The sequence below is a fragment of the Candidatus Kurthia intestinigallinarum genome, assembly GCF_003991225.1.
Taxonomy (GTDB): Bacteria; Bacillota; Bacilli; order Bacillales_A; family Planococcaceae; genus Kurthia; species Kurthia populi.
The window spans coordinates 89,796-111,744 of sequence record NZ_JTFC01000029.1; the positions used below are offsets into that span (position 1 = coordinate 89,796).

The 21,949-nt window shown below is 37.3% G+C and carries 30 protein-coding genes; 12 read left to right on the top strand and 18 right to left on the bottom strand.

All coding sequences use genetic code 11. The features are described from left to right. Window positions 1-3: 3 nt before the first annotated feature. From QI30_RS08260 to QI30_RS08290, 7 genes are all read right to left on the bottom strand, one after another. The gene (locus QI30_RS08260; RefSeq protein WP_126990462.1) at window positions 4-1,122 is read right to left on the bottom strand and encodes an HpcH/HpaI aldolase/citrate lyase family protein; all 1,119 of its coding nucleotides are present in this window, start codon (window positions 1,120-1,122) and stop codon (window positions 4-6) included. A 155-nt stretch (window positions 1,123-1,277) separates the two neighbouring features. Next, window positions 1,278-2,030, bottom strand: coding sequence for a TerC family protein (locus tag QI30_RS08265; RefSeq protein WP_126990463.1), 753 nt, complete (start codon window positions 2,028-2,030; stop codon window positions 1,278-1,280). 14 nt (window positions 2,031-2,044) lie between these two features. Beyond that, on the bottom strand, window positions 2,045-2,623 hold the full coding sequence (locus QI30_RS08270) for a TerD family protein (protein WP_126990464.1): 579 nt from the start codon (window positions 2,621-2,623) through the stop codon (window positions 2,045-2,047). A gap of 25 nt (window positions 2,624-2,648) precedes the next feature. Then, window positions 2,649-3,266, bottom strand: a complete 618-nt coding sequence (locus tag QI30_RS08275; RefSeq protein WP_126990465.1) for a TerD family protein — start codon at window positions 3,264-3,266, stop codon at window positions 2,649-2,651. 69 nt (window positions 3,267-3,335) lie between these two features. Then, on the bottom strand, window positions 3,336-4,139 hold the full coding sequence (locus QI30_RS20920; protein WP_233600556.1) for an HNH endonuclease: 804 nt from the start codon (window positions 4,137-4,139) through the stop codon (window positions 3,336-3,338). 4 nt (window positions 4,140-4,143) lie between these two features. Beyond that, window positions 4,144-4,818, bottom strand: a complete 675-nt coding sequence (locus QI30_RS08285) for a hypothetical protein (RefSeq protein WP_126990466.1) — start codon at window positions 4,816-4,818, stop codon at window positions 4,144-4,146. Between the two features lie 2 nt (window positions 4,819-4,820). Beyond that, complete coding sequence (locus QI30_RS08290) at window positions 4,821-5,702, bottom strand: LysR family transcriptional regulator (RefSeq protein WP_126990467.1); 882 nt, start codon at window positions 5,700-5,702, stop codon at window positions 4,821-4,823. Window positions 5,703-5,801: 99 nt separating this feature from the next. Here QI30_RS08290 and QI30_RS08295 point away from each other — a divergent pair, with 99 nt between their 5' ends. The 3 genes from QI30_RS08295 (at window position 5,802) to QI30_RS08305 (ending at window position 7,360) form a co-directional block, all read left to right on the top strand. Further along, complete coding sequence (locus QI30_RS08295; protein ID WP_126990468.1) at window positions 5,802-6,533, top strand: sulfite exporter TauE/SafE family protein; 732 nt, start codon at window positions 5,802-5,804, stop codon at window positions 6,531-6,533. 255 nt (window positions 6,534-6,788) lie between these two features. Then, window positions 6,789-7,085 carry a hypothetical protein gene (locus tag QI30_RS08300; protein ID WP_126990469.1) on the top strand — a complete coding sequence of 99 codons (297 nt, stop codon included), beginning with the start codon at window positions 6,789-6,791 and terminating at the stop codon, window positions 7,083-7,085. Between the two features lie 20 nt (window positions 7,086-7,105). Continuing rightward, on the top strand, window positions 7,106-7,360 hold the full coding sequence (locus QI30_RS08305; RefSeq protein ID WP_126990470.1) for a hypothetical protein: 255 nt from the start codon (window positions 7,106-7,108) through the stop codon (window positions 7,358-7,360). Between the two features lie 47 nt (window positions 7,361-7,407). Here QI30_RS08305 and QI30_RS08310 read toward each other — a convergent pair whose 3' ends face one another. The 3 genes from QI30_RS08310 to tnpB all read right to left on the bottom strand — a co-directional run bounded on the left by QI30_RS08310 (window position 7,408) and on the right by tnpB (window position 9,720). Next, entirely contained in the window at window positions 7,408-7,623 is a 216-nt protein-coding gene (locus QI30_RS08310) for a hypothetical protein (RefSeq protein ID WP_126990471.1), read from the bottom strand. A 142-nt stretch (window positions 7,624-7,765) separates the two neighbouring features. Further along, a complete protein-coding gene (locus tag QI30_RS08315) occupies window positions 7,766-8,353 on the bottom strand; it encodes a hypothetical protein (protein WP_158621004.1) in 588 nt (195 codons plus the stop codon). A 221-nt stretch (window positions 8,354-8,574) separates the two neighbouring features. After that, window positions 8,575-9,720 carry an IS200/IS605 family element RNA-guided endonuclease TnpB gene (tnpB, locus tag QI30_RS08320; RefSeq protein WP_126990473.1) on the bottom strand — a complete coding sequence of 382 codons (1,146 nt, stop codon included), beginning with the start codon at window positions 9,718-9,720 and terminating at the stop codon, window positions 8,575-8,577. Window positions 9,721-10,048: 328 nt separating this feature from the next. On the opposite strand from tnpB, the gene QI30_RS08325 reads away from it, so the two are divergent. Both QI30_RS08325 and QI30_RS08330 read left to right on the top strand, forming a co-directional pair. Further along, the gene (locus QI30_RS08325; RefSeq protein WP_126990474.1) at window positions 10,049-10,363 is read left to right on the top strand and encodes a hypothetical protein; all 315 of its coding nucleotides are present in this window, start codon (window positions 10,049-10,051) and stop codon (window positions 10,361-10,363) included. Between the two features lie 66 nt (window positions 10,364-10,429). Continuing rightward, a complete protein-coding gene (locus QI30_RS08330) occupies window positions 10,430-10,651 on the top strand; it encodes a hypothetical protein (protein WP_126990475.1) in 222 nt (73 codons plus the stop codon). A gap of 681 nt (window positions 10,652-11,332) precedes the next feature. Here the strand turns inward: QI30_RS08330 and QI30_RS08335 are convergent. The 3 genes from QI30_RS08335 to QI30_RS20925 form a co-directional block, all read right to left on the bottom strand. Then, entirely contained in the window at window positions 11,333-11,860 is a 528-nt protein-coding gene (locus tag QI30_RS08335) for a chromate transporter (RefSeq protein ID WP_126990476.1), read from the bottom strand. Further along, entirely contained in the window at window positions 11,857-12,405 is a 549-nt protein-coding gene (locus QI30_RS08340; protein ID WP_126990477.1) for a chromate transporter, read from the bottom strand. Before QI30_RS08340 ends, QI30_RS08335 begins: the two co-directional genes overlap by 4 nt. A 694-nt stretch (window positions 12,406-13,099) precedes the next feature. Next, the gene (locus QI30_RS20925) at window positions 13,100-13,423 is read right to left on the bottom strand and encodes a CPCC family cysteine-rich protein (RefSeq protein ID WP_233600557.1); all 324 of its coding nucleotides are present in this window, start codon (window positions 13,421-13,423) and stop codon (window positions 13,100-13,102) included. Between the two features lie 140 nt (window positions 13,424-13,563). Here QI30_RS20925 and QI30_RS08350 point away from each other — a divergent pair, with 140 nt between their 5' ends. Genes QI30_RS08350 through QI30_RS08360 form a run of 3 tightly spaced genes read left to right on the top strand, consistent with a single transcriptional unit; the run spans window position 13,564 to window position 15,411 of the window. Beyond that, on the top strand, window positions 13,564-13,941 hold the full coding sequence (locus QI30_RS08350) for a GntR family transcriptional regulator (protein WP_126990478.1): 378 nt from the start codon (window positions 13,564-13,566) through the stop codon (window positions 13,939-13,941). Next, the gene (locus QI30_RS08355) at window positions 13,941-14,819 is read left to right on the top strand and encodes an ABC transporter ATP-binding protein (RefSeq protein ID WP_126990479.1); all 879 of its coding nucleotides are present in this window, start codon (window positions 13,941-13,943) and stop codon (window positions 14,817-14,819) included. Before QI30_RS08350 ends, QI30_RS08355 begins: the two co-directional genes overlap by 1 nt. Continuing rightward, a complete protein-coding gene (locus QI30_RS08360) occupies window positions 14,803-15,411 on the top strand; it encodes an ABC-2 transporter permease (protein WP_158621005.1) in 609 nt (202 codons plus the stop codon). Before QI30_RS08355 ends, QI30_RS08360 begins: the two co-directional genes overlap by 17 nt. A 51-nt stretch (window positions 15,412-15,462) precedes the next feature. On the opposite strand, the gene QI30_RS08365 is transcribed toward QI30_RS08360, so the two are convergent. From QI30_RS08365 to QI30_RS08380, 4 genes are all read right to left on the bottom strand, one after another. After that, window positions 15,463-16,440, bottom strand: coding sequence for a hypothetical protein (locus tag QI30_RS08365; protein ID WP_148113857.1), 978 nt, complete (start codon window positions 16,438-16,440; stop codon window positions 15,463-15,465). A gap of 196 nt (window positions 16,441-16,636) precedes the next feature. Next, window positions 16,637-16,996, bottom strand: coding sequence for a VOC family protein (locus QI30_RS08370; protein WP_126990482.1), 360 nt, complete (start codon window positions 16,994-16,996; stop codon window positions 16,637-16,639). A gap of 214 nt (window positions 16,997-17,210) precedes the next feature. Then, window positions 17,211-17,819 carry a hypothetical protein gene (locus QI30_RS08375; protein ID WP_126990483.1) on the bottom strand — a complete coding sequence of 203 codons (609 nt, stop codon included), beginning with the start codon at window positions 17,817-17,819 and terminating at the stop codon, window positions 17,211-17,213. A gap of 237 nt (window positions 17,820-18,056) precedes the next feature. Continuing rightward, window positions 18,057-18,815: an SH3 domain-containing protein gene (locus QI30_RS08380; protein WP_126990484.1), complete on the bottom strand. Its 759-nt coding sequence runs from the start codon at window positions 18,813-18,815 to the stop codon at window positions 18,057-18,059. Between the two features lie 225 nt (window positions 18,816-19,040). On the opposite strand from QI30_RS08380, the gene QI30_RS08385 reads away from it, so the two are divergent. Continuing rightward, on the top strand, window positions 19,041-19,328 hold the full coding sequence (locus QI30_RS08385) for a hypothetical protein (protein WP_126990485.1): 288 nt from the start codon (window positions 19,041-19,043) through the stop codon (window positions 19,326-19,328). A gap of 39 nt (window positions 19,329-19,367) precedes the next feature. On the opposite strand, the gene QI30_RS08390 is transcribed toward QI30_RS08385, so the two are convergent. Further along, on the bottom strand, window positions 19,368-20,678 hold the full coding sequence (locus QI30_RS08390; RefSeq protein ID WP_126990486.1) for a polysaccharide deacetylase family protein: 1,311 nt from the start codon (window positions 20,676-20,678) through the stop codon (window positions 19,368-19,370). Between the two features lie 206 nt (window positions 20,679-20,884). On the opposite strand from QI30_RS08390, the gene QI30_RS08395 reads away from it, so the two are divergent. The 3 genes from QI30_RS08395 to QI30_RS20425 all read left to right on the top strand — a co-directional run bounded on the left by QI30_RS08395 (window position 20,885) and on the right by QI30_RS20425 (window position 21,909). Further along, the gene (locus QI30_RS08395; protein WP_126990487.1) at window positions 20,885-21,181 is read left to right on the top strand and encodes a hypothetical protein; all 297 of its coding nucleotides are present in this window, start codon (window positions 20,885-20,887) and stop codon (window positions 21,179-21,181) included. A gap of 180 nt (window positions 21,182-21,361) precedes the next feature. Next, window positions 21,362-21,661 (top strand): hypothetical protein, encoded by a 300-nt coding sequence (locus tag QI30_RS08400; RefSeq protein WP_126990488.1) that lies wholly within the window; start codon window positions 21,362-21,364, stop codon window positions 21,659-21,661. 104 nt (window positions 21,662-21,765) lie between these two features. Continuing rightward, window positions 21,766-21,909 carry a hypothetical protein gene (locus QI30_RS20425; RefSeq protein ID WP_158621006.1) on the top strand — a complete coding sequence of 48 codons (144 nt, stop codon included), beginning with the start codon at window positions 21,766-21,768 and terminating at the stop codon, window positions 21,907-21,909. Window positions 21,910-21,949: the final 40 nt, after the last annotated feature.

The following is a 21,949-nucleotide window of genomic DNA, read 5'->3' on the forward strand; positions in this document are numbered from 1 at the left end:
CCCCTACATTAAATCAAGATGTGTTTTTTGTGGTAGTAAGACACCATACATTTCTGCCTGGCGTACAATTCGTGTTGCCCAGTAATGATGGGGCTTCATTTCATTCATTTTATTGCCATACGTACTTTTTAATACGCCTGCATCCTCAGCATGATCAAGAATGGCTAGTGCATCGGCATAGTCCTCCTGTGATACCGCATAATAGGCATTTACAAATTGAACATGCGTTGGATGAATGACGGTTTTCCCTTGGAAGCCATTCAATTTATCAAGCTCACATTCTTTTTGCAGACCTTGCAGTGCCGGTGTCAGCGTCTTCGTTGCGACAGGGCCATCCTGCAATGTTGTTGGTGAATCAAAATATTCCCATACCGCACCAGAGATAATAAAGCCATCCTCTTGGCGCCCAAAAATATTTAAAATATCCGTTAGCCCATCCCGTAATACTAAGACGTCATACAGACTTTGATGGCGCTTGCGGCGAATGCCATAAACCCCTAAGAAATCCGTTGCGCCAATACGCACGTTTAAAATCATTTCTCGGTGTTCATGTAATAATTCATGTAAATTTTTTAGCTGTGCAAGACGATTTTCCTTATACAATAAATTCGCTGTTTCTAGTACAGGCATCGCATACAATTGGTAGCCCTTCGCCCGTTCACGTTTTAACACATGCAAATAAGCCGCTCCGTTTTCAAGTTCAAACTTTGGCATGACATAACCTGTCAAAAGATGCTGGACGGGGCGCAATTTCGTCACTACCTCTTCAAGATGCTTCGGTGTTCGTGCGCGCACAAATAATAACGGCAGTTCATCTTCTGTCAGCTGGTTTGTTGCTAAAAAACGGTCGATTTCTAATAATGTTGCATACGTATTTTCAAGTGCTAGCGCCACATCATGATCGGCGACAGCATCCTCTAAATCGATGATGAGCGTCGTCAGCTGTGGAAACTTTTTCGTACGCACATCCTCAGAAATTTGTGTGCGTGTTCCTGGTGTATACATTGCAGCGCCTAAACCAAGAGCTAAATCCTCTTTGTTAGTGTGCTTTGTAAAAGGCTTCGGCAGTTTCGATAAAATCATCGTTAGTTGTTGCTCTGATAAATGATTGTGAAATCGCATATGTAACGCCTCCTTAATAAAAGGGGCTGTTTTTCATTCGAACAGCCCCCCCTTCATTTGAAATCATCGTTTCTTGAAATATCTTTTTTTAATTATACGGTGAGTATAATCTTCAAATCAAATTTGTGCTGTAAAAAGAAAAGAAGGCACCCCTTCTAAGAAGTACCTTCCCTTTTTTTATTTATTTTATGCACAACAAAGGTTGCGGCGAATGCAATTACTAAAATCGCAAAGAATACATAATGCGAAATATGAATACCGAAGACGCCAAGGAGCATTTTTAATGCGATAATGAAAATCAACACAAAGGCTGTCGTTTCAAGCTCTGGTACCCGGTCAATTAAATTGACGAACACGCCGGCAATGGTACGCATCATTAAGATACCAAGCATTCCACCAATTAATAGCACCCATACCTCACTTGAAATCGCAAATGCTGCTAGAATAGAATCCACAGAGAACGCGATGTCCATTAACTCAACAGCTACAACCGTTCCCCAAAACATCCCAAACATCTTAACAAGCAGTCCCTTTTTATTGAATTCTTTCGCCTCATCATCGCCTGAGCCTTTTTTGCGGAAATAATCAATACTAATCCACATTAAATATGCGGCACCTAGCACTTTGATAAACCAGAACTTCACAAGGTAGACGCCGATTCCGATAAAAATGAAGCGGAAAATATAGGCACCTAGTAAACCATATAACAATGCTTTTTTTCGTTGTTTTTCTGGTAAATGCTTGACGAGAACAGCTAACACCAATGCATTATCGGCTGATAAAAGGCCTTCCAGTACAACAAGTGATAAAATTAAGCCCCAGTTGACTGGATTGGATAAAACCTCTACCCAGTGATCCCAATCAAAAAATAACGCGTAGGTAGATAAAATTTGATTAATAATTTCCATAGAGGGCTACCGGATTAAACAGATAAGCCGTATGCATTTACTAATGCACCTAAGCCACCTTGGAAGCCTGCGCCTACTGCATTAAATTTCCAGTCACTATTATGACGATATAGCTCACAGAATACGACTGCTGTTTCGATTGAGAAATCTTCTCCTAAGTCAAAGCGTAAGATTTCTTGTCCTGTATTTTCGTCTACAAGACGTGCAAACGCATTAGATACTTGACCGAAGTTTTGATTACGTACTTCCGCATCATGAATCGTTACCGTAAAGGCGATTTTATCGACATCCGCTGGTACAGCTGATAGATCGACAGTGATTTGCTCATCATCGCCATCCCCTTCACCTGTACGGTTGTCCCCTGTATGGCGAACAGAACCATCTGTACTTTGTAGATTGTTATAGAAAATAAAATCTAAATCTTGGCGGCATTTGCCTGCACTATTTAATAAGAAGGCTGAAGCATCTAAATCATAATCTTGCCCGCCATCATAGTTTTTAATATCCCATCCTAAACCAATAATAATTTTACTTAACGTTGGATTGTCTTTCGTTAAATCAATACGTTGCCCTTTACTTAGTTGAATTGCCATGAGAAATTCCTCCATTATAAGTATATTATTTGCTACCTGCTTGCCACTTCATACCAAAGCTATATGCTTTGTCAAGGTTTTGATGACTATCAAAATACTCAACAAGTCGTTTGACACTAAAGGTTTCATTGTTGACGTTTTCAATCATCGCAATGGCACACATGCGCTTGTCTTTACTATGCTCATCAAGACGCACCACAATATCCTGCCCGCCCGGATAGCTGAGTGTGACGACACCATCTGCCTCGGTCCAATTTGTCACACCTTCATAAATAAACGTGTAGACTAAAATACGTTTAATCCTTGCCACCTGTAAGCCGTTGATACGCAGATTTTCACCTGCAGAAACCGCACCTGTACGATCATCTCCGTCTAACTGAATAAACGGCTTTTGCTCGTACGCACCAAAGGCATTGCCAAGCGCCTGTACACAGCCTTTTTCACCTGATGTTAATTCGACTAAACAACCTAAGTCGAGGTCAATACCTTGATTGCCACCAAACAGTGACTTCAAAAATCCACCTGACTTGCCAGTTTGCTGGTTCCAATTCAAGTTAACGGTAATCGGACCAAGCTCCTGCTTTTTGTCGAGATTAATCGACTGCCCTTTTTTCGTCAACTCAATTTTATCTAAATTAACCATGCAGAACCCCCTTTATATGAAGTTACTTCTATTTTACAGTAACTACCAACTGAAATTCTACCCTAAAGGCTAAGATTGCTGCGATTTATACGCAGCAATCTCCTGCTTTGTCCAATGATGACGTTTAAACTGCCGCCATTGTTCCAAATCAAAGTGAATACGAAACATCAAAAACTGCTGAAATGTATCATGCCCTTTTAGTTGGTTGCAATAAAGACAAGAAGCTACATAGTTACTTTCATGGTCTGGCCCACCAAAAGCGCGCGGCACAATATGGTCAATGCTCTCTGCCTGTTCACCACAGTAGGCACATGAAACACCGTATAAATGAGGTGGCACAGAGAAGCTTTCCTCTTCTGATATCTCTTCAACAGGCGCTACTGCCGCTTCTGTTTGTGTCATCTGCTCAATCAGCCCCATGTCAAGATGCCAGGACGCAAGAAACTGAGCTAAAAATGCCTTTTCTTCATTTGAAGGAGTCGTTCGCATAAGCGCCACCCCTTCTACCTCATACCATGTTAAAACACGCATTGGCTCGTCAACATATGCCGCAAGCGCTGTATTATCTGGCTTTTTAAACTGCTCACAAAATTCTTGAAAGCTATCACGCGCCGTATCTTCATAAAGAAGCACAAGAAACGGCAGCATTTTCCGCTGAATCGTCTTTGAAATACGTGGCTGTAACTCCGGTTGCTCTACTAATGTTAGGAGTGCAAAATAAAGACCCGTCACATGCGCAGTCGGAATCGACGGCTTTGCGAGGAGCTTTTCGATACGACATGCTGCACAGAGCTTACTCCCGAAATAAGGTGTAGTTGCATCAAGCCACGATAACGGTCGATTTTCGCGCGCGCAATTTGCACATTTTCTCATTGAATCACTCCTCTAGTTTATAGAATTTAAAGGCTTCAAGAGGCGGTACTTGTTTTGGGAAGAACTCTGTATCATGATACTGCAGCGGTAGCGTTTCAAAATCAAACGTATCGTCCACACAGCTAATATAGACGTCATATGCCTCGTCATCACTTGGTACGAAGCATTTTCGACTTTCACCATACTGCAGTGCCTCTCCAATACTTTTATGTAATCGCTCAAGCGCAGCTCCATTCCCAACAATGTATGCATCGTCATGCCACTGACTTTGCCCATAGAGATGTAAACAATCTGGTCGCGCATCCGTCATTTCCTTATCAAGTGCTGCTAAATGCGTATCAATCCGAGTTATGATTCCTTGAGGCGTCGTTTCATCTATAAATAGCTCTTCGGAAAACCCAAGCGTTAAAAAAGGCTTTGGTGCATAACGGATTAGCTTTTCCTTCAGCGGTCCTTCTTGTACAAATAGAAATAATTCATTTAACTGTTCATTCATATAGACATACAGATGAGTGGACTGATTCCCTTTTGTGAAATGTAACTGTTTCAAACAAGAGGCTAGTTCTCGCTCTTCTCCAATTGTAAAGCCCTTTGGAATCAGCTTTAGCTGGTCAAAATAGCGAACCATTTTGATTGTTGTCGGAAATGAGTGCGAGCAATAATAATATAAATTTGTCATCGTTATTCTCCTTTCATCATCTGCTTCAAGCACGTATTAAATGGATGCTCTGCTACATCCTCATTGCGTGTACAAATATACAAGCTTTGCTGAATGGCTGGGCAATCAATCAAAACGCGTGCGAGCTTTTGCTGCGCAAGTCGCTCCTCTATGCTAATAAGCGGCGCAAGTGTCATCCCAAGTCCGGCCTCTACAACGCGAATAGACTCTTCTACTCCTTGAATTTCCACAAAAGCTGGTGGTAGCTTTTTATTATTTGCCGCAAAAACACTTTCTAATAATGTTCGTGTAGAGCTTCCCTTTTCACGATAGACAAAGGGCTCAGCACAGATTGCTTCTAGTGATACCTTTTGATTGGCTAGCGGGTGGCTCGGATGCACGATGAAAATAAAATCGAGATCGCGCACATGCTCAAATCGTAGCTCATCGTCTTTAACCTGCTGCTGTACAACATAGCCAAAATCAACCTCATGCCGCAAAATCCGCTCCTTCACAGACTGCACATTGCCGAGCGAGAGCTCAAATTTCGTTGTCGGATACTGTTTTTGATACATCGCCATCACATGTGGCAGTACATAATTCGTGGAAATATATGAAGCAGCCACTTTAATCGTCTGTTGCCCCGCTAAGAAAGTATGAAATTTTTGCTCAATCATCTGCTCATGCTTAAATAACGAGTCCCCGTGCTCGTATAAATACGCGCCCGCTTCCGTTAATTGAATGCCTCGACCTCTTCCTTCAACGAGTGCCGTATCTAGCTCCTGCTCGAGCTTTCGAAGCTGCATCGTTACAGCCGGCTGCGTCAAATTAAGTTTTTCAGCGGCCGCTGTCACACTACCACAGGACGCCACTGCTGTGAAAATTTTAAATGCATGTAAATTCATTTAGCCCTCCATTTATCAATTTAATTTATAAATTATCGATAACTATCTATTAGATTTATAAGTAGTATAGCATTACGATAATTGTAAGAGGTGACAGTTATGGATTTCCTATTATTATTTTTTATCGGTATTTTCGCAGCCATCATCGGCGTTATGTTTGGTGCGGCAGGCTTTGTGCTATTACCCGCCATGCTCTTATTTGGCATCCCGATTCACACAACAATTGCCGCCAATAAATTTGCAACCGGCGTTTCATCTCTCACGACCGCACTCACTCTCATACTACATAAAAAAGTATCCCTCAAAAAAATGAGCACACTGATGCTACTCGCTGTTTTGGGCGGGATTAGTGGCGCATTTTTAGCGACACGCCTTAGCGATGACACGATGAATATCGTTGCCTGCATCATTTTGATTGCGATGTTCTTCGTTGTGTTAAAAGGAACCCCCTCATCGCAACTAGAAGACAAGGAGTCTATTCGACATCACCGCTCCATCACACCATTTTTCATTGGCATTTATGACGGTGGCTTTGGCCCCGGTTCTGCGCTCATGAACATTACGTATTTTTTAAAGCAACGTTATTCCTATGTACAAGCCGCCGAGCACACGCGCTTCCTTATGTTCGCAAGCTGTATGGGCGCATTTGGCTTCTATTATTTATACGGCATTGTTCACTGGGACATCGCGATTCCTGTCACACTGGGCTCTATTGTCGGCTCACATATCGGCATGCGCCTGACCCCTTATTTAAAAGGTGCTTGGCTACGCTGGATTTTACCGATTATCTTTTTAGTGTTAATTGGGCAAGTGTTATGGAAGTTACTTTAATTACGCATACAAAAAACTAGCGCATCCATGTGAGCTAGTTTTTTGTATGCGCTGGAAAATAATACTCTTTTGATTCTTGTTGAAAGTTTAAGTAATTTTTTAACGTTAATTTAACCTTTATCCGTTAATCTGAGGAAGTTGATTTTATAGGTGGGGTGACGACAGTTGAATTTTACTTTTCTTTATATCGCAAATAGCATTTGCTTGTTTTTGTTTATCCTACATATATTTTTAAAAATCAAAGCGAATATGAAAATGAAACGTCCAATTAAGCTACGCCCACAAAATGTAGATGCGACATGTAATTGGGTGATTTTATTTGATAATGGCTTTAATCGAAATAATCTTTTAAACAGCAGTATATATGTCTTAGATGAAAAAGACGTAATGGTACCGATTAGAATTGCCATTAAAGATCCCAACACATTGATTATCCATGCACCGGTGAATGGTTATACAGCCGGAAAATCGTATCAATTATATTTGAATGAACGCTTAGATTTAGCAGCCTCTAGTGAACGAGATTATAAGGTACCATTTAATGTTTATTAAAAAAATATTTGGAGGTTTTTATGAAAAATACAGACATTCAGCTATCCATGAGTAAAATCCGAAGCATTTTAAAGTATCATCATGTACAATATATTAGAAAAAAAGATACACGACTTTATTTTTCAGCACTTGATCAAAATGATAACCAACATGATATTTGGTATAACATAAAAAGTGGCAACTATTTTGAAACAGTTAATGGCTGTGCCGTACTCATAAAAGAAATGCTATTTTCTGATACAAAAGAGACACTACCTCATTACAAACAAAAATAAAGTAGTAGACAAAAAACCAGCGCATCCATTTGAGCTGGTTTTTTTGTCTACTTACCTTCAATTATTCGGAAGCTATACGTTTGTAAAAATTCGTTATGAATCACGACTTCATATGCTAAATCATTCGCTTCTGCCCCACTTACAAGCGCATTTATTTCTTGGGTATTGAAATATTGGCAGGCTAAAGCAAGCAATAATGACGTGATAATCAGTACAATCAAAATGATTGAACCTCCAGAGGTACGACGGCTAATTTGTGGCATGACACCGCTCCTTTTGAATATTATGTCAATTTTTAGTATATCATATGAGAAACTAGCATTTTTCAATAATAGACTATTTTTTCACTTTTCTCCCTAATGACATGTACAATTCAATTAAAATCCCCCCACACTTCAACAAGTATCATAGCTCATCAAATCCTAAATTCACGGGCTCTAAAGGCAGTTCCTCTGCAGAGCTCGCTAAATTTGTAGAAAGGACAGATGTGTCTACCTCTTCAAACACAATGCCATCAATCCATACTTCGCCTGACCCAACGAGTAGTACACCAAAATGAATGGCAGCACTTTCCTCTACTACATCTAAAACAATCGAGTAATAATTCCAATCTGTTGTGCCGTTGATTGCACGGTTATCCATATTATCAAACTGAAGTAAATCACCATTTCTTGTATCAATTCGACACCAAGCTCCACATTTCATAGCATCCTTTGTTTTAATGAAGCAGGACATTTTCATACGTTTACCAAGCCAATTTTTAGCTGAAAAAACTTGCATCATCGTACCGAACTGACCCTCTTCAGCAGGCTGAATAGCACCTAAATAACCTGATTTTGAGCCTGTATGAAACACTTCATAATCTGCCTTTATTGTATAGAGAGCTGGATTGGTTCCTGTCAGTAACCAGCCCTTCACTTCATTTTGTACCATCTCTTTTTCCTCCTTCACGTATAAATCACGCATCATTTGGCGATATTTCCCTGGTGGCATGCTATACAATTCTTTAAATGCACGGGCAAACGATTCTTGGGACTGAAATTGGCATTCAAGTGCTATATCTAAAATAATTTCTTCTGTATGCAGTATTGAACTACCCCCACTTAGCCATTCTTTGAATGCGCTTGAAGTGGGGGATTCCTACGAACAGTGCTTGCTTGTTCCGACAGCTCGAACAGCGGCTTCACTTCTTGAGTAGGCGAGCCCCGTAGTTCCTACGGTTGTTGTGTTAACAGCGCGAGCCCTTCGGCTAAAATATTCCGACTTGCGTTGATGTCCCTGTCTAGTACCGCCCCGCATGACGGACAAATCCATTCACGAATGTCGAGGGACTTCTTACCGTCTCGATGCCCACAGACATGACAAAGTTGGCTTGATGGATAGAAACGTGAAATCTTTATTATTTTTCGGCCATACCATGTCGCCTTATACATCAGTTTTTGCACAAACGAAGACCACGAAACGTCACAAATCGCTTTTGCTAGTTTATGATTTTTCAACATGCCTTTGGTGTGTAAGTCTTCTAGACAAATAACGTCATATTGGCGTATTAACTCTGTCGATAGCTTGTTCAAGAAGTCTTCCCGTTGAAATGCAACACGTTCACGCAAACGCGCAACTTTCATGCGTTGCTTTTGGTAGTTCATGCAGTCACGTAAATCGCGGTTTTCTTTTTTTGCTTGTTCGTAGCGACGTGATAACTTGCGTTGTTCCCGCTTGAGCTGCTGCTCCATCTTCGCCGTAAAGCGTTGGTTATCCACTTTACGGCCATCAGACAGCATCGCAAAATCGGTGATACCTAAATCGATGCCGACAGCTTGATTGGTTTTCGGTAACGGCTGAACGTCCGGTACTTCACATGCAATCGATACGTAAAAATGGCCACTCGCATGATATTTGATCGTTGCGCGCATAATCCGACCTTCCACTACACAAGTTTGTTTGAACTTCACAAGCCCAAGCTTCGGCAGTTTGATTCGTTTGCCGACAATCGCGATATTGTTATTTGTATTTTTGGTTGTATAGCTTTGTACGGGATTCTTTTTACTTTTGAAACGAGGATAATTGTTTTGCTTCTTAAAGAATCGATTGAAGGCATCGATTAACCATTCATAAGAGGCTTGTAATGCCACACTGTCTACGTTTCTCAGCCAAGCTGTTTCATCTTGTTTCTTCATCTTCGTGAGAACTTTAGACATCAATGAGCGATTGAGCCCTTTACCTTCTTCTTTGTAGGAAGTGTTCCAAAGTGCAAGAAAATGGTTATAGACAAAACGACAATGACCGTGTGTTTGATGGATGCGTGCTTGCTGCTCCTTATTTGGATATAACCTAAATTTGTAGGCTTTATTTTGTGACATGACATTCACCTCTTCCGCTCGTTCGTTTTTAATCGTTTCGATTGAAGCACCGCTAGTCTCATTTTATTCACCTAGAATTTGCCGATTAATAGGCATAAATGAATTTTGACATTCCCGTGTTAGGAGGCGCTTTGAATAGGATATTTAGCGCCTATTCTTTCGAAAATATCCTTTGCGTAAGTGGATTTCTAGTCTTTCCATACCCTTTTTCGATTTGTAACAGTCCGGATTGAATGGTATTTTAACGAAAATACGGACTGGTTATTACTATCTAATTTCATTGCCACATCAATCTTTCATACTTATCATACGGATTATCTCCTGAAACGTGCTATTCGTCAAAAGCACAGCATGCATCGCCCACCTACTCACTTCGCTCCTTGAGGTGAGCGTCTTCTGCTACAGACATAATAAAATTGTCGTTAAAGAAATCCTAAAGAAAACGACGCTCGAATGGGATGATATTCACGATATTGTACTTGAATATGACGAAGACGGCTATGAAACCTACACATTCACGAAAAATGATAAAACCGCGATACAGATTCCGGTTACTCGCCAATATCAAGATGGCGCTAAAAGTGAAATTTACGCACTTGCGACGGACTATCATATTACATTTGAAGAACGTAAAGGCCGATAATTCATTCAAAGGTCTAACTGTTTTTGCATGCCTTTCTTTGTAAACTAACTAGAGGAGGGGATGACAATGAACTTTACACAATTCCGTATTGCACGACCAACGGATCAGATTCAATTACTTGAACAATTTTACTGCGAGGGGTTAGGCCTTGAAAAAGTAGGCGAGTTTGGTGGTCATAGGGGTTATCCTGCAGTTCCACCTGAAAATTCGTACTGGGCGGAAAAGGGTGTCACTATCGCAGATCCAGATGGCTGGCGTGTCGTTTTAATGAATACAGCTGGAATTTAAAAAGGAAGTGTGAATAAAATCACACTTCCTTTTTTGTATTCATTTAATTATTAGCATCACAAAATCGTTTACTAGAAATCGCTGATGACCTCAAGAAGCGGGTTTTGGATACGACATAATTTTAAATATGTGCCAACTTATGACTATTGTTTGATGAAAATGCAGCTTTTCCCTAATAATACTGTAAAACCTGTCAACAAAAACAGTTATTTCACGACATCATCACAAATAAATACAATTGCTAATTACCGGAAAAAACATTTTCAACATGAAATAGGAGCTCTGAGGGGTAATTTTATTGAAAAAAGTAGCCTTTTTCATACGTTTAAAAGGCATCTTACATAACTAAATCTATTTTTATTCAAAAAAACGACATTTTTGCACGATAGAAGCTTTTTATGTCAGATCTCTGTGTGGAAAAGCCCCTAAAATGACCGTAAATAGACAGAAAACACCCGTTAGAGCCACTGTAAGGGCCCATTTTTGCGGATGCTTTGTGCAATGTTTTGATAGTTATCGGCAATGTATTAATAACTATATGTGTATTTGCTAAATGGAAACAAATGATTACTAAACAATCGAGCCTATTCGCTTACAGATGACACTTATTAAAAAATATGTTGTAGCCAAAAAGCGCTTTCTAGCGTAATAAGCTATTGCTAGAAAACGAAATACGCGCTTTTATAAAAAAATCGCGCCAACGACTAATGCACTGATGATGACCCATGCCGGATTAATTTTCCACCGTTGAAGTGCAAAGTAAGCAAAGATGGCAATGAGTACTGTTGGAATCCAACTGTTTGTTTGCACGGCTTGCATAAAAAATTTCAATGTCAGCTGTAGCATCAATACGCCAACGATTGGAATGACAAACATTGTTAAGCGTTTGACACGTAATGATTTTCGGTGTTTCGCAATAACACTAAGTAATCCAATCATCATCAAGGTTGTTGGTGCAACTGTCGCAAAAATCGCAATGGCTGCGCCGGGAATGCCTGCTAATTCGTAGCCAATATAGCCTGCGAGCTTTGTAGCAATAGGCCCCAGGAAAATATTACCGATTGCGATGACACTACTATATTCCTTAAGTGTCATCATTTGATAATGATCGACAACTTCTTTTTGAATCAGTGGAATTGTCGAAGGTCCACCACCAAAGCCAATTAAACCCGGAATGAAAAAGGCTAAAAACAAATGTAGGTAAATCATGCTTTTGCCACTTCCTTTACAGGGAGTAACAGCGCAAGCAGAATGGCCGCGCAAATAACAAGTGATGCATCAATATGTAAGACAACAATGGCAATCAAGCAGCCAAAAATGGTCGCAATGCCTTTATATACGCCAAAGGAACGATTAGTTTTTTTCAGGCAGTCAAGGAAGGTCATAAACATCATGACACTAACAACCGGTAATACACCGTTTAACATTCCTTGAATCATGCTAGGGTTCTTCACTTGAAATAATAATTGAAAGCCAATAAACATCATAAAAATGGATGGTAAAATGGCAGCTAAAATTGCATTTAGCATACCTAACACGCCACCAACCCGAAAGCCGATATAGCCAGCCATTTTTGTAACAATGGGTCCCGGTAATGTATTGCCAATTGCCATAATTTCATAAAATTCATCAGCAGTAAGCATGCTGTATTGTTCGACGACTTCCTTTTGTATTAACGGAATCGTCGCTGGGCCTCCGCCAAAACCAACTAACCCGGAGCGGAAAAAAGCTAAAAATAATTGTTTCTGAATCATAATCTATCACTTTCTAAACAAATCTCTTCTTATAGTATCGTTATTTTGCCTAATTTACCAAGCTATTTATAAATTAATAAATAAAACAATTTACTAATTAATATATTAACTAATTTTTTTTATTAGAAAAACCATAATAAATAAAATTTTGAATCGTATTGTATACTTAATTTTTGTAGAAAAAAGATAACTATGTAACAGAATTAAAATAAGATAATAAGGTGCACTATGATTAAAAGATTTCTAAATAGGACGATTAAAAACGGATTAGTTTAATTGTTTTGATTATGTTTGTTATTTTTTCTGTAGAAATGGAATTTTACAATCAATAATCAACTAATAAAGTAGCAGAGCAACAGCTATTAAATCATCAATAGTGCTTGAGGAAATCATGACAGGTATTCAACAGATGGCGCAAACTCTAATGTATTAGCAGATTCATCAAATAAAATGGTTACAGAGATGCAGCATATTGCAGACGAGCCGCGCTTAGTCGTAGCAAAAGATGTGTTGAAATCGCTTAATAGACAGCATGAAACCATTAAATTGTAATAAAAAAAGGCTGGGACAAAACACGTCATTTTCCTTTTTTAGCGTTCGCAACGAAAAACCGGAACCGCACTACAGCGCGATTCCGGTTTTTCTTATGCTCATATGAACGGTTGTTTTTATACGTATGTCAAAGCCTCTTTTTTTATGGCTGTTCTTCGAGCGTTGCTGATCGACAATATTTGATTAAATGCTGTGACATAGCACCGTAGGCCTGATAATTTTTTCTTGCTATATTTAATGAAATGCCATGATTCGAATCACTAGGCTCATCATCACTATCAATAAAATCATCTATCTCCCAAAAGCATACGGGGCAAATATATGCAGTAGGACTGATACCCGGCATCGTAATATAACCACAACAGGGACAGGGATGCGTAGCCTTAACTATTGGTTCTTCTATAAGTGGTTCTACCTTAGACAAATAGGATGCAAATATCTTCTTACGTCTTTTTTTATTATTCAAAAAATCACCTTCTTTAAATTTATTGTAGCAAATTTTACTTATATTTTGTAATTAATGGATTATTAATTAATTATTGACAATATAAAGAAATATATATATTGTATATGTAATATATATACAATGTGAATTGAGGAATGTGCATGCAAATTATAATCTCTCATAATTCAAAAGAGCCAATTTACGAACAAATTGTTAATCAAATCAAACGAAATATTTTAGCTGGAACTCTAGCACCAGGGTTTGCATTACCATCAATGCGAAAAATGGCAAAAGATTTAGATGTTAGTGTTATCACAACTAAGAGAGCTTTTGAAGAACTAGAAAAATTGAATATGATTTACTCAATTGTAGGTAAGGGCTCATTCGTAGCAGAACAAAGTATAGAAATGATGAAAGAGCGTAAGAAAAAAATGATTGAAGAACAATTAACGCAGGCTATTGTAAATAGTAAAGAATTAGGAATTAGTTTAGAAGATGTGCAAGAGCTTGTTGCACTTTTATATGAGGAGGAAGTGTAATGGACACAGTTATTGAATTATCCAATGTCACAAAAACATTTAAAGATTTTAAAATAAATAATGTATCCTTTCAAATAAAAAAAGGCTTTGTAACGGGATTTGTAGGTGCAAATGGCGCTGGGAAATCAACAGTTATTAAATTAATTATGAATTTATTACAGCCAGATAGTGGTGAAATTCGTATTTTCGGACTAGATTATAAAACACATGAGAAAGAAATTAAAGAACATATAGCATTTGTTTATGATGATCATGTCTTTTATGAAAATTTGACGTTAAACAATATGAAAAAAATAATTGCCCCTTTATATACTAATTGGGATGAAGAATTGTTTAAACATTATGTAATAAAATTTCAATTACCACTTACCAAAAAATTAAAAACATTTTCAAAAGGAATGCTTATGAAAAGCTCCCTCGCGATTGCTCTATCACATCATGCTAAATTAATTATTATGGATGAGCCAACTGCTGGGTTAGACCCCATATTTCGTCGAGAATTTTTAGCAATTTTACATGAGCTGGTTGAAGATGAAGAAAAAACAATTTTCTTCTCAACACATATCACATCTGATTTAGAGCATATTGCGGATTACATTGTCTTTTTACATGATGGCAAAATACAATTTGTAGACGAGCTTTTAACAATAGATGAAAACTTTACTTTAGTAAAAGGCTCCCTCGATTTACTTGATAGAGACATTGAAAAAGAATTTATTTCTCTTCATAAAACAGAGTTAGGTTTTGAAGGTTTAGCAAAAGATAAAAAGCACATAATGTCTCTATTCGGTAATTTAGCCATGTATGAATCAGCTTCACTAGAAGATATTATGTTTTATACGAAGAAAAGGAGTGATACGTTTGCTACAATTGATTAAAAAAGACTTTTTAATTCATAAAAACATTATTATTATTATGTTTGCTACAATTAGTATATACATGTTTACGGGTATATCCTTGCTATTCATTGGCATACTATTCGCTTCTACAATGGCGATGCATATTTTTTCGAGTGATGAAAAAAATACAGCTCGAATTCTTTTGAGCTCACTACCATTAACGCGTAAAGAAATAGTGAGTTCAAAATATATTTCTGCTTTCTTATATGTATTATTAATTAGCATAATTTTAGTAATTAACAGTTTGATTATTCAAAAAGGGTTCCCGAGTTTTACTAATATTAGTCTAATCATTATTTGCTCATTGCTTATTATTTCATGTATCTATCCATTTTCATATAAATTTTCAAGTAAGTATTTGATGTTTGCAGGTATTATTTTATGCGCGCTTTATTTTTTAACAATGAGCGTATTTATTCATGATATAAATGATCAAATCCGCATTATGGTAGGGTTATTTATGAAATTTATGGAGGTTAGATTCCTACTTAGTGCTGCAATCATTGTTTTAATCTTCTATGTTATTTCATGGTTTTTATCCATTAAAATTTATGAAAAAAAAGCTTTATAAGTGCATTATTAAATTGTAATAAAAAAGCAGCCACTTAGGCTGCTTTTGTTATTATTTCACTTTTTTAATACGGTCTTTTAAAATCCAACCATAAGGCGTGTATCCTTCATCTAATTGTTTTTTAGAGTATTTTAGTTTAATAAAGACATATTTTTTACCATCCGCTGTCACTTCTTTTAATACTTGAACTTTCGTGCCAGCTTTGACTTTATCCATTGCATAATCGGATGTTAAGAATTGTTTACCGAAAGATAAGCGTGTAAATGTATCTTTTGTTACTTTATATGATACTTTGCGCTCTGCGGTAGTGTATACTTTCGTCGGTGTTTTTACTTTTTTAGTTGAAGTCGCAGGGATCATTGCAAGTGTTTCTTGTGTAATGCCTACATAATACGTTTTATTGTTGATTTTAATCTTATCCGCTAAGATTAAAATTTCACCTTTTTTAGTGAAATCGAAGAAAACGGCATCTTCAAAGTTATCAAAACGTGGTGAGAATGAATTTGAAATCGTATTTTTTGTTACGACAGTACGTGTTGTATTGCCGATGTAGCTTTTTACGAATTTATTTAAGTCTGCTTCCTCAATATCATCCCATGATGAGAATAGTGAGTCATAGCCACTAATTGTTACTTTTTCTTTAAGGGTATCTGATACTTTCACATAGCCTTTAAAAATATCAAAGTTTTTATCAAAATCTTTTTTAGATGTAATTTCATGCGCATTCGAGTACGTAATGCTGTAATATTTTTTACCGTTTAATTCAACAGTGTCTATCTTTTTAATGTACGTACCGGCTGGTAATGTATGAGCTACCTTACCTTTTTTAATATCTGCATATTTTGCATATACATTTGTAGCCGTTGTTGTTTTTACTTGAGTGGTTACTTTTACGTCTTCTTTATCAGTTGATTTTAATTGTACGCTTGTTGTATTTGCTTTAGCAGTAAATGGTGTGTAAGAAGATACAAGTAATGTACCTGTTAACACTGCCGCACTTGCAGTTTTAACGAATGTTGATGTCATCATAATAGCCCCAATTCATATGTTTTCATATACTGTTTAGTATATATTAATAATTTTATGATAAATTTGTCATATTTAGTAGAGGAAACTATGAATTAACACGCAAAGTATTTAAAACAAGCATTAGTACCTATCAAAATGATTTCTTGAAGTAGTGTAAACGGTTCATTTTTGTAATTCTTAAACAATCAACACCCGCCTATAGCCATTGAATAAATTCAAGGCGATTACCAAATGGATCGTCCAAATAGAAGCGACTAGCGCCTTCTAATGGCTCATCTTCTTTTATGTCGACTTGGTGGTGCTGTAATTGTTGCTTGAATGCCTTAATGTCTGTCATTAAAAATGCTGGATGTGCTTTTAAGGCTGGGGTGAATGGCTCTTGAATGCCGATATGAAGCTGATGCGCGCCACATTCGAACCAAACACCACCTCGTTTTTTTAGATTTTCTGGTTTTTCAATTTCAGTCATTCCTAGAATGTCGCCAAAAAAAGCACGACATTGCTGTTCACTATTTTTTGGAGCGGCTAGTTGTACATGATCTATTCCTTTAAACATCAAAAAAACCTCCTTATACCACTTGGTTAATTATACCATTTAAAATCACATATACCTTTTTTACAAAATTAAAATAGACTAGGACAAAACATGTTACTTTCCTTCTTTTAGGGTTCGCAACGAAAAACTGGAACCGCGCCACAGCGCAATTCCAGTTTTTCTTATGCTTATAGGAGAGGTTGTTTTTACGCTTATGTCCCAGCCTCTTTTTTCATTATTTCACTTTTATAAAGACATAGTTCTTTCTATCAGCTGTTACTTCTTTTAATACTTGCAGTTGTGTACCTGCTTTGATTTTATTTAGTTTATGATCTTCTGTTAAAAATTGTTTACCGAAAGATTCACGACTAAATGTATCTTTTGTTGTTTTATAGACTATTTTACGTTCTGCAGCTGTATACACTTTTGTTGGTGTTTTGACTTTTTTAATCGAAGTAGCGGGGATGATACGCTGCAGTAAGCCATAATTTCTTGCATCATATGTTTGGCCATTAATCGTAAATGTATCAAGAACTGTTAAAATAGTCCCTTTTTCTATAAACATAAAATGATTAGGGTATTCAAAGTCATCAAAACGAGCAGATGATAGATACGAAACGAGATTGTCTAACACTACATATCGAGTCGTGGTGCTTAAATTCGTTATGTTCTCTGGATAATTTGAAAATAGGGACTTGAAGCCGCTAATTGTTATTTTTTCTTTTGTAGTATCTGCGACCTTTACATAGCCTTTTAACACTTTGAATTTTTTATAAAAATTAGTTTCAGATGTGATTTTATAGGCATTGGAATATGTGATAGTGTAATATTTTTCGCCATTCACTTCTACAGTATCTGATTTTTTAACATAGGTGCCTGGTGGTAGTTTATGTGCTGCCTTATCGTTTTTATTTGCATTGTTACTTGCACATCTTTTTTTACGTCAGATGCTGTTTTCGCACTTACTTGCTGGCTTGTAAAAGGTGTATAAGAAGATACCAGTAATGTACTCGTTAATACTGCCGCGCTGACAGCTTTAATTAACGTTGGCTTCATTTTCTCATTACACCATTTCTCTTTGTTATTCTGGAAATAAAGGAGAAACATATTGTGCTGCAACATAAGCTGTTTTGCCTTTGTAAGTAATTTTGTACCAAGAATCCGTAGCGCCTTTTTTATACGCTTTAGCAAATTTTACAGTAGCACCATTTTTAAGCGTGCCAACGATTGTGCTTTGTGTAGAAGGCTTTTCACGTACTTTTAACACAACGCTACTCGTATTGCGAACGACGCCTACTTTTGTCGTCGGTGTAGCAGGTGCTGCTTTAGAAAAGCCGATTTTGCTAGAAGAAACGTATGCTACTTGGTTGTTATAAATAATTTGGAAAAAGGCATCCTTTGAAGCGGCTGTATAATTTTTTGTTAGTTGGACAGCAGCGCCATTTTTAAGGGTGCCAATTTTTGTCCCTTTATTCGATGCGGTTGTTCTTACAGCAAGGTTATTTGTTTGCTTTACATAGCCCGTTTTTACAATGGCTGGTAGTAGCTTTGCTGAAACATACTCTTTATAGACATAGACAATTTCTTTATTAAGTAAAACGCGATACCATGATTTTTGTGAGGTTCCTAATACTTTAATGGCCGTATTACGTGGAAGTGTTGTCACTACATTTGAATTCAAGCTTGGTGCATCACGCGCATAGACTCCTTGTGTTGTATACATTGTTGTCGTTTTTAATGATACTTTTGTTACCTCTGCTTGAGAAATCGTAGGGAGTGCTAGTGAAGAAAAGGCTAAGCTTCCTGACAGCGCGATTGTTAAAAATGTCGATTTTTTCATAAAATTATCCTCCTGAGTGTATGTTTAATTAGATGAATAGTAGTAAATAAGACTACTACGATAGATTGAACTATCGCTAACATAGTTCAGTATGAGGACGAAAGGTTAAAAAAAAGTTAAAAAAATTTTTTTATCCTAAAAATTTTGTTTTTTTCAAGACACTTTAATCTTTTGACCTACTTGAGAGAAGAAAAATAGTGATTTTTACAAAAAGGAGGGCACATCATGCTACCGATTCCACTAATCCTTATGATGTCTCTGCTGATTTTCATGCTTCCATTGCTCATCATTGTACAAAATACACCGTATGCTAGACAGAAATCGGCAAGAATTTGTGGGATTGCCTATGCAGTAATTGCAGTTCCTTTAATTAGCATGGTGATTGCCAACAAAGTGATGGCGCCTACTGATGCATCACCTGAGCTCAGCTTCCTGTTTTTACTCATATGGAGTTTAACCGTTGTCGCATTTATCATGGCAATTATTTTAGTCATTCGAAAAGTACGCGCATAGAAAAAAAGCAGCAATCGCTTCGAAAACGATTGCTGCTTTTTATTGTAGGCCCTCTAGTTGTGAAACAGTTACACATGTATAGCCTTGCTGTTGTAAATAAGTTAGTACCGCATCTAATGCATCTGCGGTCGTTGGGTGAATATCGTGCATTAATACGATTGCGCCCGGATAAACATGTTGCTGTACTTCTTTGAGTGTGGAAGCGGCATTTCGCGTTTTCCAGTCTAACGTATCCACTCCCCATAAAATCATAGGTTGTGCAGATAGCTGCTCTAGTTCCGCATTACGCGCTCCGTACGGCGGGCGAATCGTCAATGGTTCATGCCCCGTTGCATCTTTAATTAGTTGATTAGCTTTATTAATATTGGCTTCTGCCTCGACACCTGTCATTTTTGATAAATTTTCATGTCCATAGGAGTGATTGCCAATTTCGTGGCCATTTTTTAATACTTCCTTCGCCAATTCTGGTGCTTCTTCCACCGAGCTTCCTAGCATAAAGAAGGTTGCTTTCACATCATGTTTTTTTAATGTTTCTAAAATACGTGGTGTTACCGTTTTATTCGGACCATCGTCAAAAGTTAGCGCAACGTATTTTTTATCATGTGTATTTAAACGGAATACCGTTGTATCACGTTTTTTGTCAATGGCTGTAATCGGAATACTAATAACGGAAAGATGATTCACTAATGTATTTGGCTCGTAATACACGATAAAGTTTTTGCCGTCTAATCCAAAGTCGGAAAACGTTTCCCATGTATCTTGTGTTAAGTGATCAATCTTTTTGGCACTCCATTGTAAATGGTCATTTTGACGCTGAATTTCTGTACGAATTTCCTTTGAAAGACGATTCAGACGCGCTTCTGTCTTGATAAACTGCTTTAATGTCACAAGTTTTTTATCCTGGCGATTATATGTAAACGTCTGTACAGAGCTTTCCACCTGTTTCGTTGGTAAAAAGACATCATTTTTAATTAAAAAGCTAATATAATGTCCTGAAGTTGTTGCTGAAACTGTTGCATGAAAACGTGTTGCATTAGAAGCTAGAAAAGCATCACGTTTTGCATAAATTGATTTTTTAATGGCATTATCCACCGCTTTTATCCCTGTTTTAGGATAGGTCAGTGTGTAATGATGCGTTTTTGAGCGTTCTTCGACATACGAAATTCCCTTAAAGGGCGATTCTTTGGTCGTCACTTTCGGGTCCTTTACCGCATCTTGTGCAGCATCTACTGAATCGTAGCTTGTCTTGTTGTGCTGCCACAATAAGAACAACGCTCCGCACCCTATAATCACGATGAAAAAGAGTACGAAATTTACTTTTCCTAATTTTGTTTTAGGAAGCCATTGCATGGAACACACCACCTGTTTTTCAATATCATTAATTAGACGTAATAATGATGTTAAAAGTTTTACGTTTTTGTAAATAAACAAAAACAATAGAACTCATATGATATACACCTATGGATAAAAAATTTCTAATCAACGAATTATTTAGGTAGATGACTTGAAACTTCACCACCCATTTTTACGTATAATCAATAAAGGGAGGGCTTTATATGTATTACAATTACATTATGCTTCTTGCGACATTGGTCGTTTTCTTCATCCCATTTTTCATTATTGTAAAAAACGTACGCACGCACAAAATACGCGCAAAATGGATTTCCGGTATTATTTATGGCATTGTGGCAGTTTTACTCGTAATTACCGTCATTTCTGATGATGTAATGAACTATACAGATGCGAATATTGGCTTGGGACTACTCTTTATCCTTGTTTGGAATTTAACCGTAGTGGCTTTTGTCGTTGCGGTTGCTTTCTTTATACGGAAACGAACACAACCCCCTTTATAATAAGATAACATCATGTTTTAGGAACGAGAAAAAGGATCTGTTTATTTTAGGCGCGTCGTTTGGCAAAAGGGAAAGTCAAATTAAGTCAACCTCATCTGCTAAAGACACAGAAAGTTTTTATAAACAGCTTGAATGAATTTCAAGAATGGATTACAGTCATGGTAAAGGAAGGTTGGTTAGATGATTAGTACGATAATCTTTATAGTATTAGGGTTATTTACATTCGTAAAACTTTATAAAAGCCGCGCACTCTTTAAGAAACTTACACGACAAGAATGGCTACAAACAATAGGTGTATTTTTACTAGCCTGGACGGTCGCCATCCTCATTGTTATGGGGGCCTCGAAACTCACGTCAATGATGGAAACAATGTGGTTACGAAATCTATTCACGATTTTTTGCATCGTTATCGCATTGGCGTGTGGTAGCATGGTGATGCATCATTTCTCGCCTAAAAAAATAAAAGCGTTTTATTCTTAAGCCTGATATACAGCTAGAACACATCGTGTTTTGGCTGTTTTTTTGTTCAGTCATTAATAACTATGATATTATGGAAAATATTACAATTAAAAGAGGGGATATTGATGCGGAAAAATCCAGACTCGACTAGTAGAGATTTAGCCATTGCTGTTTTGATGCTGCTGGTTATTCTTATGTTATTTATTTTTGATGTAACTATTGGTATAGGGCATTTTAAGGACAGTCATACTTATATTGTCGAATTTTAGCTATCTCATACATAATTTCACAAAAGCCGTAACCTCGTCT